The organism is Plantibacter sp. lyk4-40-MEA-4, assembly GCF_030209415.1.
GTDB classification, from domain to species: Bacteria; Actinomycetota; Actinomycetes; order Actinomycetales; family Microbacteriaceae; genus Plantibacter; species Plantibacter flavus_A.
Genome location: NZ_JARVSA010000005.1, coordinates 44,599 through 57,652 on the forward strand (window position 1 = coordinate 44,599; position 13,054 = coordinate 57,652).

General features: G+C 68.8%; 10 protein-coding genes. 4 read left to right on the plus strand and 6 right to left on the minus strand.

Going from position 1 to position 13,054, the window contains the following annotated elements:
* Window positions 1-17 precede the first annotated feature (17 nt).
* The gene (locus QRN44_RS10195) at window positions 18-2,096 is read right to left on the minus strand and encodes a DNA gyrase/topoisomerase IV subunit B (protein ID WP_285039065.1); all 2,079 of its coding nucleotides are present in this window, start codon (window positions 2,094-2,096) and stop codon (window positions 18-20) included.
* A gap of 231 nt (window positions 2,097-2,327) precedes the next feature.
* Between QRN44_RS10195 and QRN44_RS10200 the strand changes: the two genes are divergently transcribed.
* Window positions 2,328-2,558, plus strand: a complete 231-nt coding sequence (locus QRN44_RS10200; protein WP_056011197.1) for a DUF7455 domain-containing protein — start codon at window positions 2,328-2,330, stop codon at window positions 2,556-2,558.
* A gap of 107 nt (window positions 2,559-2,665) precedes the next feature.
* Here QRN44_RS10200 and QRN44_RS10205 read toward each other — a convergent pair whose 3' ends face one another.
* The 5 genes from QRN44_RS10205 to QRN44_RS10225 all read right to left on the minus strand — a co-directional run bounded on the left by QRN44_RS10205 (window position 2,666) and on the right by QRN44_RS10225 (window position 8,427).
* Window positions 2,666-3,415: a hypothetical protein gene (locus QRN44_RS10205; protein WP_285039066.1), complete on the minus strand. Its 750-nt coding sequence runs from the start codon at window positions 3,413-3,415 to the stop codon at window positions 2,666-2,668.
* Window positions 3,412-4,674 (minus strand): MurT ligase domain-containing protein, encoded by a 1,263-nt coding sequence (locus tag QRN44_RS10210; protein WP_175115873.1) that lies wholly within the window; start codon window positions 4,672-4,674, stop codon window positions 3,412-3,414. Before QRN44_RS10210 ends, QRN44_RS10205 begins: the two co-directional genes overlap by 4 nt.
* A 4-nt stretch (window positions 4,675-4,678) precedes the next feature.
* Complete coding sequence (locus QRN44_RS10215; RefSeq protein ID WP_285039067.1) at window positions 4,679-6,001, minus strand: RNA polymerase sigma factor; 1,323 nt, start codon at window positions 5,999-6,001, stop codon at window positions 4,679-4,681.
* A 185-nt stretch (window positions 6,002-6,186) separates the two neighbouring features.
* Window positions 6,187-7,494 (minus strand): MFS transporter, encoded by a 1,308-nt coding sequence (locus tag QRN44_RS10220; RefSeq protein WP_285039068.1) that lies wholly within the window; start codon window positions 7,492-7,494, stop codon window positions 6,187-6,189.
* Between the two features lie 9 nt (window positions 7,495-7,503).
* Window positions 7,504-8,427, minus strand: a complete 924-nt coding sequence (locus QRN44_RS10225) for a proteasome assembly chaperone family protein (RefSeq protein WP_064293774.1) — start codon at window positions 8,425-8,427, stop codon at window positions 7,504-7,506.
* Between the two features lie 120 nt (window positions 8,428-8,547).
* Between QRN44_RS10225 and QRN44_RS10230 the strand changes: the two genes are divergently transcribed.
* The 3 genes from QRN44_RS10230 to QRN44_RS10240 all read left to right on the plus strand — a co-directional run bounded on the left by QRN44_RS10230 (window position 8,548) and on the right by QRN44_RS10240 (window position 13,041).
* Window positions 8,548-10,050 carry a leucyl aminopeptidase gene (locus tag QRN44_RS10230; RefSeq protein WP_285039069.1) on the plus strand — a complete coding sequence of 501 codons (1,503 nt, stop codon included), beginning with the start codon at window positions 8,548-8,550 and terminating at the stop codon, window positions 10,048-10,050.
* Window positions 10,051-10,145: 95 nt separating this feature from the next.
* A complete protein-coding gene (gene lpdA, locus QRN44_RS10235; RefSeq protein ID WP_064293772.1) occupies window positions 10,146-11,519 on the plus strand; it encodes a dihydrolipoyl dehydrogenase in 1,374 nt (457 codons plus the stop codon).
* A gap of 61 nt (window positions 11,520-11,580) precedes the next feature.
* Window positions 11,581-13,041 carry a 2-oxo acid dehydrogenase subunit E2 gene (locus QRN44_RS10240; protein ID WP_285039070.1) on the plus strand — a complete coding sequence of 487 codons (1,461 nt, stop codon included), beginning with the start codon at window positions 11,581-11,583 and terminating at the stop codon, window positions 13,039-13,041.
* Window positions 13,042-13,054 lie beyond the last annotated feature (13 nt).

Consider the following 13,054-nt stretch of genomic DNA (forward strand, 5'->3'; position numbering starts at 1 on the left):
CGGTGGACGACCGACGATCAGACGTCGATGCTCTCCCGTGACAGCCGGTCGGAGCTGTCGACGATGAACTCCTTGCGCGGGGCGACGTCGTTGCCCATGAGGAGTTCGAAGATCCGTCCGGCCGACTCCGCATCCTCGACCCGGACACGGCGCAGCGTCCGGTGACGGCGGTCCATGGTGGTCGTGGCCAGCTGGTCGGCGTCCATCTCCCCCAGGCCCTTGTAGCGCTGGATCGGTTCCTGGTGCTTCTTGCCGGTGCGCTTGAGGTCGCTGAGCACCGCGTGCAGTTCGGCTTCGGAGTAGGTGTAGATCGTCTCGTTCGGCTTGGAGCCGGGGTTGATGACGATGACGCGGTGGAGCGGCGGTACCGCGGCGAACACGCGACCCTCTTCGATCAGCGGCCGCATGTACCGGAAGAAGAGCGTGAGCAGGAGCGTCCGGATGTGGGCGCCGTCGACGTCGGCGTCGCTCATGAGGATGATCTTGCCGTAGCGGGCGGCGTCGAGATCGAACGATCGTCCGGAGCCCGCTCCGATGACCTGGATGATGGACGCACACTCCGCGTTCGACAGCATGTCGGAGACGGAGGCCTTCTGCACGTTGAGGATCTTGCCTCGGATCGGGAGCAGCGCCTGGTAGGAGCTGTCTCGGGCGAGCTTCGCCGTGCCCAGTGCCGAGTCGCCCTCGACGATGAAGAGTTCGCTGGACTCGAGGTTGCCCGAGCGGCAGTCGACCAGCTTGGCCGGGAGTGACGAGTTCTCGAGCGCGTTCTTGCGGCGTTGCGTCTCCTTGTGGGTCCGCGCGGAGATCCGGGACTTCATCTCCGACACGATCTTCTCGAGCACGAGCGCGGTCTGCGCCTTGTCGTCGCGCTTGGTCGAGGCGAACCGCTCCTTGAGCTCCTTCGTGACGACGTTGGCGACGATGGCGCGGACGGCCGGCGTGCCGAGGATCTCCTTCGTCTGGCCCTCGAACTGCGGCTCGGCGAGACGCACCGTCAGCACCGCCGTGAGGCCCGCGAGGACGTCGTCCTTCTCGAGCTTGTCCGAGCCGACCTTGAGCCGGCGGGCGTTCTGCTCCACCTGGGCGCGGAGGAACTTCAGCAGGCCCTGATCGAATCCGAGTTGGTGCGTGCCGCCCTTCGGCGTCGCGATGATGTTGACGAAGCTGCGCATGACCGTCTCGTACCCGGTCCCCCACCGCAGCGCGATGTCGACCTCTGCCTCGCGCTCCACGTCGGTGGCGACCATGGTGCCCGACGGCGACAGCACCGGGACGGTCTCGGTGAACGTCCCGCTGCCGGTGAGGCGCCAGGTGTCCGTGAGTGCGGTGTCTCCCGCGAGGTGGTCGACGAACTCGGAGATCCCGCCCTCGTAGCGGAACACCGCCTCGGTCGGTTCCTCGACGGTCTCGTCGCGGATGTGGATCCCGAGCCCCTTGATGAGGAAGGCGGTCTGGCGCGCGCGGCCGAGGAGCTCCTCGGCCTGGAACTGGGCGCCCTTCGTGAAGATCTGGCGGTCGGCCCAATAGCGGATCCGGGTACCGGTCACGCCGCGCTTGGTCTTGCCGATGACACGGAGTTCACTCTGCTTCTCGAACGGCGTGAACGGTGCGTCCGGGGTCGGCTCCCCCGTGTCGGCGAAGATCCCCGGCTCACCGCGGTGGAAGGACATGGCGTAGGTCTTGCCGCCGCGATCGACCTCGACGTCGAGCCGCTCGGACAGGGCGTTGACGACGGATGCGCCGACGCCGTGCAGCCCGCCGGACGCGGCGTAGGAACCGCCGCCGAACTTCCCGCCGGCATGGAGCTTGGTGAAGACGACCTCGACGCCGGAGAGGCCGGTCTTCGGTTCGATGTCCACCGGGATGCCACGCGCGTGGTCGCGCACCTCGACGCTCTGATCGGCGTGAAGGACGATCTCGATCTGATCGCCGTACCCGCCGAGTGCCTCGTCGACGGAGTTGTCGATGATCTCCCAGAGGCAGTGCATGAGACCACGCGAGTCGGTGGAACCGATGTACATGCCCGGTCGTTTGCGCACCGCCTCGAGGCCTTCGAGGACGGAGAGATGCCTGGCGGAGTAGTCACTGCTCACGCTTCCCAGCGTAGTCGTCGCCGCCGACACGCCGAGGGAGACACTCGGCGCGCGATCGTCCGGACCCGCTCGACGGCGCGTTGTCGCGGGCCGTCGACCCATCCGGCTGCGCGGTTGATCCGAATCATCTACGCGCACAGCGAAAAGAGCACGGAATGGGACCCCGTTGTGACAATCGCGTGCTTTCATGAGTACTACGAGTTTCGTAGCCGCCCGAGTCAGGAGGAGCACATGTCACAGACTGCTACCGAGAGCACGCCGAGTGACCTCGACGCCCAGCAACTGACTGCCGCCGATCGTTGCGATCTGTGCGGAGCACAGGCCTACATCCGCGTGCAGATGAACAGCGGTGAGCTGCTGTTCTGCGCGCACCACGGCAAGAAGTACCAGGAGAAGCTGACGCAGGTCGCGACCGACTGGCACGACGAGTCCGCACGACTCTTCACCGAGCAGCGCGCCTAGTCCACCGGCATCACGATGAAGGGCCCCGGATCCGAGATCCGGGGCCCTTCGTCATGTCATCGAGGAAGCTCGGACACGGACCAGCGCGGGCTCGATCGCCCGCGGCCTCAACCGAGAGCGGAGACGATCTGCGCTCTGGCGTTGGCGGCGATCTCGTCGAGAGCGTGGAGTTCCGGTGATTCGTCGAGCATCGAGGTGCCCGCGGCGACCGTGATCGCCAGACGGAGCAGCCGATCGGCCAGCTCCGGGTTCTTGGCGAGGACGGGACCGTGCAGGTGGGTTCCGACGAAGGGGCCGACCAGCGCACCCTCCGTACCGTCGCCGTTGCCTCGTCCGTGCTGCACGGAGCCGATCGACTCGACGCCCGTCCCGGCTCGGAAGTCCCGCCCGTGGTTCTCGTACCCGACGAGTACCGGGGCGTCGAGCTCGAGGCCGCCGCTCGGCACGACGACGAGGTCGTCACTCGCCCGCGCGCGCCGCAACGGGGCGTCGCCCTCGATGATGGCGAGGCCCTCGACCCAGCTCCCCGGCGCGAGCTCGAGCCGGCGAGAGAGGAGCTTCCACCCATTGGCGACCGCGAGGACGGGCACGCCGGCCTCCACCCAGGCGATGAAGGCGTCGCGGAACGGCCGGAGCGCCTCGAGCACCTGTGGCGCCGACGGGTCGTCGCACGACCCGAGGACGACCGCGTGGACCGTGCTCGGGAGTTCGGCGACCGATTCGACCGGGACGAGCTCGACGGCGAGGCCACGCGCGCGTGCCCTGCGAGCGAGGACCGCACCGTTCTCGGCGTCGCCGTTCACGTTGCAGCTCGAGGGCAGGAGGACGGCGATGGTGATCGTCGGCTCGGTCGTCATGCGTCGTCCTGATCGTTCGAGGCGAGGCCGAGGTGCGCGCGGGTGCGGCGCATCGAGTCGGCGGTGAAGATCACGGTCTTCCGACCGTGCGCGGGCGCCGGGAGGGCGAGGAACGCGTCCAACGCCGTGCCGAGGTCCGGTTCGATGCGGTCGATCTCGACGCCGTCGTAGCCCAGCTGCAGAGCGGCCTCCCAGGCCTTGGAACCCGACACGAGCGCCACACGACCGAGCCTCGACGTGTCGACCGGCCAGAGGTACGAGGGATCGCGGACGTCGCTTCCGACGGCCACCAGGATCTGCTCCGTGTCGGCCGCCAGGCTGTCCACGTTGAGCTGGAAGCTCGCGGGGTTCTGGACGAGGACGAACTCGACCTCGACACCGCGGACGGTCGTCACCTCGCCGCGGCCGAACACCGGCGTGAGCGCGTGGAAGGACTCAGCCGCGGTGGCGAGCTGGAACTCGGGGCCGAGGATCGCGGCGGCGCCGGAGAGTGCGGCAGCCGCATCCACGGCGTAGTGCACGCCGCGGGCCGGCAGACGGAATCGGACGGGCTCGCCGCGGTGGGTGATGGACACCAGATCGCCGTCGAGGGCTTCGACGACGGTTCCGGAACCGGGGTCGACCCGATCGGACGAGGTCGTGCTGTACCCGAGGCCGCGTGCGCTGGCCCCGAGCACGGCCGTCGAGACGCCGTACCGCCATCGCGTCGCGTCGCTGCCCGGCGCGACGGCGTCGACGAGCGCGTCATCGCCGTTCAGGACGAGCGATGTGCTCGATCGGGCAGCGATCGCGTCGAGCATGCGCGCCACCATAGCGGCGTCGTGGAAGCGATCGATCTGGTCGACGGACACGTTGGTCAGGATGACGTGGGCGGGCGCGAGCCGCGGCGCGATGAGCGCGCCGTGTCCTTCGTCCATCTCGAGCACCCCGAGCTCGGCGTCGATCCGGCCGCGGAGGTCGGCTCGTTCCAGGAGAGCCGAGGTGAGGCCCTGGGAGATGTTCGCCGTGGACGGGTTCGTGAAGACCGACACGCCGTGGGCACGCAGGATGCCGACGAGCATCTTGGTCGTCGTGGACTTCCCGCTCGATCCGCTCACGATCACGAGACCACGCGGGAACGCGTTCAACGTGTCGGGGAGGAACCCGGGCGCGATGCGGTTGACCACGAGGCCGGGAACGGCCGATCCCCCGCCCGGCTTGCGCAGCCTGGCGAGGAATCGGACGGCACGACCGGCGAGGATGGCCGGGGCGTAGCGCATGCTCCTACTCGAGGTAGTCGCGGAGCGACTGGGATCGGCTCGGGTGACGCAGCTTCGCCATGGTCTTCGACTCGATCTGCCGGATGCGCTCACGGGTGACCCCGAAGGTGTCGCCGATCTGGTCGAGCGTCTTCGGCATGCCGTCGCCGAGGCCGAAGCGCATCCGGATGACGCCCGCTTCCCGCTCGGAGAGCGAGTCGAGGAGCGACTCCAGCTGCTTCTGCAGCATGGTGAAGCTGACGGCGTCGGCCGGCACGACCGCCTCGGTGTCCTCGATGAGGTCGCCGAACTCGCTGTCGCCGTCCTCGCCGAGGGGCGTGTGCAGCGAGATGGGCTCGCGGCCGTACTTCTGGACCTCGATGACCTTCTCAGGCGTCATGTCGAGTTCGCGGCTGAGCTCCTCGGGCGTGGGCTCGCGGCCCAGGTCCTGCAGCATCTGCCGCTGGACGCGGGCGAGCTTGTTGATGACCTCGACCATGTGCACCGGGATGCGGATGGTGCGCGCCTGGTCGGCCATGGCACGCGTGATGGCCTGACGGATCCACCAGGTCGCGTAGGTGGAGAACTTGAAGCCCTTGGTGTAGTCGAACTTCTCGACCGCGCGGATGAGGCCGAGGTTTCCCTCTTGGATGAGGTCGAGGAACTGCATGCCGCGGCCCGTGTACCGCTTGGCGAGGCTCACGACGAGTCGGAGGTTCGCCCCGAGGAGGTGGCTCTTGGCACGGGCGCCGTCCTTCGCGACCCACTGGAGCTCACGACCGACCCGCGAGCGCTTCTCGAGGTCGGAGAGCTGGGCGAGCTTGTCCTCGGCGAAGAGGCCCGCCTCGATGCGCATCGCGAGTTCGACCTCTTCGGCCGCGTTGAGGAGCGCGACCTTACCGATCTGCTTGAGGTAGTCCTTGACCGGGTCGGCTGTGGCGCCGGTGATCGCGGCCGAGTACACCGGGATCTCGTCGTCGTCGCTGTTGGAGAGCACGAGTGCGTCGGTGGGGAGGGTGATCTCCGGCACGGACTTGTCGTCCTCCTCCTCGACCGCCTCGGTGGCGTCGCCCGCGGGCGCGTCGACCACGGCGTCGTCGGCGACGACCTCGACGACGACGTCCTCGTCGTCCGAGCCGTCATCGGGCTCCGTGTTCGACGTCGTGCCCGCCTTGGCGCGGGTGGCCTTCTTGGGAGCAGCCTTCGCTCGGGTCGTGGTGGCCTTGGTGGTCCGAGCCTTCGCTGCGGGAGCCTCCGTGGCCTCGTCTGCTGGCGCTGCTTCGTCTGCGCGAGCCGTCTTGGTGGCCATAGCTGCACCTTCCTGTTCGGACCCGGCATGGACAGTCATCGCCGGATCGTCCGTGATTTCGGACATTACGAGGACCCATGTCAAGTCTTGGTGCAGTGCAACCCGAAAAGGGCCGCCGACATTCCGAGAGGTGAACGGGTCCGTGTTCCATTATAGCGCGCGCAGGAAGACCCCAGAGCCACAGGCCGTTTGTCAAGGGTGGGATCAGGGGACGAAGCGAACGCTCAGCGACGGCGCCCGAGCCTGGCTCGGACCGCGATCCACAGTGGACCGACGGCGATGCCCTCGTCCTCGGCGAAGCGTCTCCGGGTGCGGGAGCGGGCGACGAGCAGCATCGCCACCCCGAACCCGACCACCAGGTACTGCACGGAGAAGGCGATCCGGAAGCTGTCCATGGAGTAGTCGGCACGGGATCCCCCGCTGACCGCGTCGATGATGAGGCCGATGAGGAACATCATGACGAAGCTGGCGAGGAACCCACCGACGTTCACGATGCCGTTCGCCCCGCCGAGCGCGCGGATGGGGTTGAAGGTGCGGGCGAAGTCGAACCCGATGAGTGAACCGGGGCCCCCGACCCCGACCACGACGAACAGGACGATCACGAGCCACATCGGCGGGATGCCCGGCCAGAGGAGGAGTGCGGCCCAGGCGACGCCCATGACCGTGACGATCCCGAGCACGAGGTTGCTCCGCCGGTACGGGAACCGGGCGGTGAGCACCCCGAGGACGGGTCCGGCGATCATGCCGGAGACCACGATCACGATGAGCAACGATGCGGCGAGGGGCTGCGGGTAGCCGAGGGCGTAGACCATGAAGGGGAAGCCCCAGAGCAGCGTGAGGACCGTGCCGGAGGACTGGGTGACGAAGTGCGACCAGAACCCGAGACGCGTCCCTGGCCGACGCAGACTGATGAGGACCTCGCGGACGACGTGGCCCCAGGTCTCGGGGCGCGGCGCCTCGTCGGAACCGGACGGCCGGTCACGGATGACGATCAACACCCCGACGAGTGCCAGGAGGACGAGACCGGCCGCACTGAGGAACGCCGGCGACCAGCCGAAGGCGTGCAGGACGAAGGAGAACGGCACCGCCGAGAGGACCTGTCCGATCTGACCGATGTTGCCGACCCACTGCGAGACGATCGGCACCCGACGGGTGGGGAACCAGGAGTTCACGAGCCGCAACACGGAGGTGAACACCGCGGCGTCGCCGAGGCCGACCAGCATCCGGCCGACGATCGCGCCGCCGAGTTCGGTCGTGAGGCCCAGCCAGATCTGGCCCGCCATGACGACCGTCAGCCCCGCGATGATCAGGACGCGAGGTCCGAGGCGGTCGATGAGCACCCCGACCGGGACCTGCATGGCGGCGTACACGATGAGCTGCGCGACCGCGAGGGTCGAGAGCGCGGCGGCGTCGATCTGGAACCGCTCGGTGGCGTCCACCGCCGCCACGCCGAGCGTCGACCGCTGCATGACGGTGATGAGGTAGGCGAACACCCCGACGCCGAACACCCACCAGACGCGTCGAGATCCCACCGATCCAGCTTAGGTGGTCGAGCGGTCCTCGTCGCCGTGGCGCCGGCTCGCGAGGAACTTCTCGAGCTCCGCGGCGATCTCGTCGGCCGTCGGGAGCGCCCCGTCGATGTCGGTGAGCGGTGATTTCGGCGAGTTGTCGGCCATGTAGGCGTCGTACCGCTCCTCCAGCGTCGTGACCAGTTGGCCGAGCTCGTGGTTGGTCCCGACCTGCTCGTCGATCTTGGCGAGGAAGTCGCGGCTGTCCTCGCGGAGGCGGTCCGTGGGGAAGATGAGCCCGGTCGCCGCGCTGAGGCTCTCGATCGCCGTGATCGCCGCGGCCGGGAACTCCGTGTCGGCGAGGTAATGCGGAATGAGGAGCACGAAGGCCGCGATGCTGTCGCCGCGCTCGTAGAGGCGGTACTCGAGGAGGTGGAGCACGTTGGACGGCACCTGGGTGCGGGGGCGCCAGACCGAGAGCGACTCGATGAGGTCGAACCGGTTGCCGCTGACGGTGACGCCGATCGGCCTGGTGTGCGGGACCGGCATCGGGATGGCGTGCACCCACGTGGTGTCGCTGACCCGGAAGCGGTCGACGAGCTCGAGCACGGCCGCGACGAAGCGGTCCCAGAGGAAGTCGGGCTCGAAACCGGTGAGCAGCAGGAACGGCGACCCGAGCTCGTCGTGGGCGAGCGACAGGGTCAGACGGGGTGGCCGGTACTCCGTCAGGTGGTCCTGGTCGAACGAGATGATCGGCCGGCGGGCCCGGTAGTCGAGCAGGACGTCGGCGTCGAACTCGGCGATGACCGTCGTGTCGAGGACGTCGTCGAGGTAGGCGTTCAACTGCCCGACCGCGCCGCCGGCGTCGGAGAACCCGGTGAGCCCCGCGACGAGGTGGAGGCCGGCGGGGATGTCGATCTCCGGGTGCACCTCGTAGAGGTCGTCAGGCGTAGGCATGCTTCAACTCTAAACGGGGGTGTCGCAGCGCCTTTCCCCTCCGGGCGTCGGCGGTACCGCCGAGAGCGAACACCGGCGGCCCCGCATCGGACCGGAACGGCACGTGCCTACGATGGAGGCATGACGATCCCTGTGCTCTCCGTGTTGTCCGCCGACGTCGAGGGAGTCGAGGCCGAACTGCTCGTCCTCGCGGTGAGGAAGGGCGACGACGGCCCGGAGCTCCTGGCGCCCGACGTCTACGCGCCGCTCGCGGACGAGCTGCGCGCCTCCGGTGTCACGGGGTCCGAAGACCAGGTGCGACGCCTCCCGGACCGGTTCGGCGCGGCCTCCGGTCTCGTGCTGGTCGGCCTCGGTCCGGATGCGGACGACGCGGCCTTCCGACGAGCCGCGGGTGCGGTGACCCGGACGATCGACGGCCAGGCCTCGATCGCGTTCGCGTTGACGGAGGAGACGGCCGCCGCCGCCGAAGCCGTGCTCGAGGGGGCGGCCATCGGCGCCTACCGCTACACCGCGTCGCGCGGTGTCGGATCCGCCCCGGCACCGACACCGCTCGGGTGGATCTCCGTCGTCGTCCCGTCGACCGTGGACGCACCGGATGCCGGGCTCGCGGAGCACGCCACCGCGGTCGCCGAGGCCATCGCGCTCGTGAAGGACCTGGTCAACACGCCGCCGAACGAGCTCTACCCGGCGACCTTCGCCGACGCGGCCCGAGCAGCGGTCGACGGCCTCGACGTCGAGGTCGAGGAATGGGACGAGACCCGCTTGGCCGAGGACGGCTTCGGCGGCATCCTCGGCGTCGGACAGGGTTCCTCCCGGCCTCCGCGACTCGTCAAGCTGAGCTACCACCCTGAGGCGGCCCGGAGCCACCTGGCCCTCGTCGGGAAGGGCATCACCTTCGACAGCGGCGGCCTCTCGCTGAAGCCGCCGGTCTCGATGGTCGGCATGAAGTACGACATGACCGGCGCGGCGACCGTGCTCGCCGTCCTGGCCGCGGCCGCGCGTCTCGGAGTGCCCACCCGGCTGACCGCGTGGCTCTGCCTCGCCGAGAACCTCCCGTCGGGCACGGCGATCCGGCCGAACGACGTCCTCACCATCCGGGGTGGACGCACGGTCGAGGTCACCAACACCGACGCCGAGGGCCGGCTGGTCCTCGCCGACGGACTCGTCGCCGCAGGCGAGGAGGGCCCGGACGCCATCATCGACGTGGCGACCCTCACGGGAGCGGCGGTGGTCGCGCTCGGCAACCGCTACACGGGCGTCATGGGTGACGCTTCCTTCGTCACCGACCTCATCGCGACCGGTTCCGGTGCGGACGAACTGTTCTGGCCGATGCCGTTCCCCGCGGAGCTGCGCAAGGTCCTCGACTCCGACGTCGCCGACCTCGCCAACGCGAAGCCCGGCAACACCGCGGGCGGCATGCTCGTCGCAGGCACGTTCCTCCAGGAGTTCATCGCGGACCGCACCGACGAGGAGGGCGGCACCACCCGAATCCCGTGGGCCCACCTGGACATCGCCGGGAGCGCGATGAACGGCGACGCCCCCTACGGCTTCACCGCCAAGGGCCCGACCGGCGTCGCGGTCCGCACCCTCCTCGCAATGGCCGAGGAGATTAGCCACCCGTAGTAAGGTCGGTGGGGGCGGTTCGACCCGCCTCGACGCCGCCGAACACACCACGACGGTTTCCGATCGACCACGAAGCACACACAAGGAGCAACGGAGTGTCCGAGCAGAATTTTGACCTGGTAGTCCTGGGAGGCGGAAGCGGCGGATACGCTGCGGCGTTGCGCGCTTCGCAGCTCGGCCTCACCGTCGGCATGATCGAGAAGGACAAGGTCGGCGGCACCTGCCTCCACCGCGGTTGCATCCCGACGAAGGCGCTGCTGCACTCCGCCGAGGTCGCGGACGCATCGCGCGAGTCGGAGAAGTACGGCGTCAAGTCCACCTTCGAAGGCATCGACATCGAGGGCGTCACGAAGTACCGCGAGGGCATCGTCGCGAAGAAGTACAAGGGACTCCAGGGCCTCGTCAAGGCCCGCGGCATCACCACCATCGAGGGTGAGGGCCGTCTGGTCTCCCCGACGAGCGTGCAGGTCGGCGACGACCTCATCACCGGCAAGAACGTGATCCTCGCGACGGGCTCCTACAGCCGCTCGCTCCCCGGTCTCGAGATCGGTGGCCGCGTCATCACGAGCGAGCAGGCGCTGCAGCTCGACTTCGTGCCGAAGAAGGTCGCCGTCCTCGGCGGCGGCGTGATCGGCGTCGAGTTCGCGAGCGTCTGGAAGTCGTTCGGGACCGAGGTCACGATCATCGAGGCGCTCCCCCACCTCGTCCCCAACGAGGACGAGTCGATCAGCAAGGCCCTCGAGCGCGCGTTCCGCAAGCGCGGCATCGAGTACTCGCTCGGCGTGCGGTTCCAGGGCGTCACCCAGGACGACTCGGGCGTGCACATCACGCTGGAGGACGGCAAGACGATCGACGCCGAGCTGCTGCTCGTCGCCGTCGGCCGTGGCCCGTCGACGGCCGGACTCGGCTTCGAGGAGGTCGGTGTCACCATCGACCGCGGCTTCGTCATCACGAACGACCGTCTCGAGACGAACATCCCCGGCCTCTACGCCGTGGGCGACATCGTCCCCGGCCTGCAGCTCGCGCACCGCGGCTTCCAGCAGGGCATCTTCGTGGCCGAGGAGATCGCCGGTCTCAAGCCCGTCATCATCGAGGACGTCAACATCCCGAAGGTCACGTACAGCGACCCCGAGATCGCGTCCGTCGGTCTCAGCGAGGCCAAGGCGGCCGAGCAGTACGGCGCCGACAACATCACGAGCTACGACTTCAACCTCGCCGGCAACGGCAAGAGCGAGATAATCGGCACGAGCGGCAACGTCAAGGTCATCCGCGTCAACGACGGCCCCGTCATCGGTGTGCACATGATCGGCGCCCGCGTCGGTGAGCTCATCGCCGAAGGCCAGCTCGCCGTCAACTGGGAGGCCTACCCCGAGGACATCGCGCCGCTGATCCACGCGCACCCCACGCAGAACGAGGCGCTCGGCGAAGCATTCCTCGCGCTCGCAGGCAAGCCCCTGCACGCGCTGTGACGCGTTCCGAACACCCCAATAAGCTAGTGAACACACAACAGGTTTCAAAGGAGACAAGGTCATGAGCGAATCCGTCAGCCTCCCGGCACTCGGCGAGAGTGTCACCGAGGGTACGGTCACCCGCTGGCTGAAGAATGTCGGCGACACCGTGGAGGTCGACGAGCCACTGCTCGAAGTGTCGACCGACAAGGTCGACACCGAGATCCCTTCGCCCGTCGCGGGTGTCATCGAAGCGATCCTCGTCCAGGAGGACGAGACCGTCGAGGTAGGCACCGCTCTCGTGACCATCGGTGATGGTTCGGGTGCGGCTGCGGCCGAGGAGCCCGCGCCCGCCGCGGAACCGGCTGCTGCCGAGCCCGCTCCGGCCGAGCCCGCTCCCGCTGCCGAGCCCGAGCCGGCACCTGCTGCCGCGCCGGCTCCTGCTGCTGCTCCGGCTCCCGCCGCTGCGCCTGCTGCTGCTCCGGCTCCCGCCGCTGCACCGGCTCCTGCCGCCGCTCCGGCTCCCGCCGCTGCGCCTGCTGCTGCTCCGGCTCCCGCCGCCGCGCCTGCTGCTGCTCCGGCACCTGCTGCTCCCGCTGCCGCTGCTCCGGCGCCTGCCGCCGCTTCGACGCCCGCCGCCGGCGGGGTCGTCAACTCCGGTTACGTCACGCCGCTGGTGCGTCGTCTCGCCAACCAGCACGGGGTCGACCTCAGCACGGTCACCGGCACCGGTGTCGGCGGACGTATCCGCAAGGAAGACGTCCTGCAGGCTCAGAGCGCCGGTGGCGCCACGGAGTCGCCCGCTGCTCCCACCGTCCAGGTCTCCGAGCTGCGTGGCACGAGCAAGGCCATGTCGCGTCTGCGCAAGGTCGTCGCCGAGCGCGCCGTCGCTTCGATGCAGGGCACCGCCCAGCTGACGAGCGTCGTCGAGGTCGACGTCACGAAGGTCGCGGCACTCCGCACGGCCGTCAAGGACGAGTTCCTCGCCAAGACCGGCAACAAGCTGTCGTTCCTGCCGTTCTTCGCCCTTGCCGCCAGCGAGGCGCTCCAGACGTACCCGATCATCAACGCCACCGTCGACGGCGACCAGATCGTGTACCCGGAGACGGAGAACCTCGCGATCGCCGTGGACACCGAGCGTGGCCTGCTGACGCCGGTCATCCGCAACTCGGGCTCCAAATCGATCGCCGAGCTCGGCGCCGAGATCGCCGATCTCGCGCAGCGCACCCGCGACAACAAGCTGCAGCCCGATGAGCTGTCGGGCGGCACGTTCACGCTGACCAACACCGGTTCGCGCGGCGCCCTGTTCGACACCCCGATCGTGTTCCTGCCGCAGTCGGCGATCCTCGGTACGGGCATCGTCACGAAGAAGCCGGTCGTCGTGACGGTCGACGGTGCAGACGCGATCGCTATCCGTTCGACGGTCTACCTCGCGCTGAGCTACGACCACCGCATCATCGACGGCGCGGACGCTGCACGCTTCCTCGTCCAGGTGAAGAACCGCCTCGAAGCAGGCGACTTCCGCGGCTCGCTCGGGATCTGATCCCGAACCGACC

Excerpts from the sequence above, each read along its gene's own strand:
- QRN44_RS10200 (WP_056011197.1), top strand. The coding sequence starts at position 2,328 with ATGTCACAGACTGCTACCGAGAGCACGCCGAGTGACCTCGACGCCCAG.
- QRN44_RS10215 (WP_285039067.1), bottom strand. The coding sequence starts at position 6,001 with ATGACTGTCCATGCCGGGTCCGAACAGGAAGGTGCAGCTATGGCCACC.
- QRN44_RS10205 (WP_285039066.1), bottom strand. The coding sequence starts at position 3,415 with ATGACGACCGAGCCGACGATCACCATCGCCGTCCTCCTGCCCTCGAGC.
- QRN44_RS10210 (WP_175115873.1), bottom strand. The coding sequence starts at position 4,674 with ATGCGCTACGCCCCGGCCATCCTCGCCGGTCGTGCCGTCCGATTCCTC.
- QRN44_RS10225 (WP_064293774.1), bottom strand. The coding sequence starts at position 8,427 with ATGCCTACGCCTGACGACCTCTACGAGGTGCACCCGGAGATCGACATC.
- QRN44_RS10240 (WP_285039070.1), top strand. The coding sequence starts at position 11,581 with ATGAGCGAATCCGTCAGCCTCCCGGCACTCGGCGAGAGTGTCACCGAG.
- QRN44_RS10230 (WP_285039069.1), top strand. The coding sequence starts at position 8,548 with ATGACGATCCCTGTGCTCTCCGTGTTGTCCGCCGACGTCGAGGGAGTC.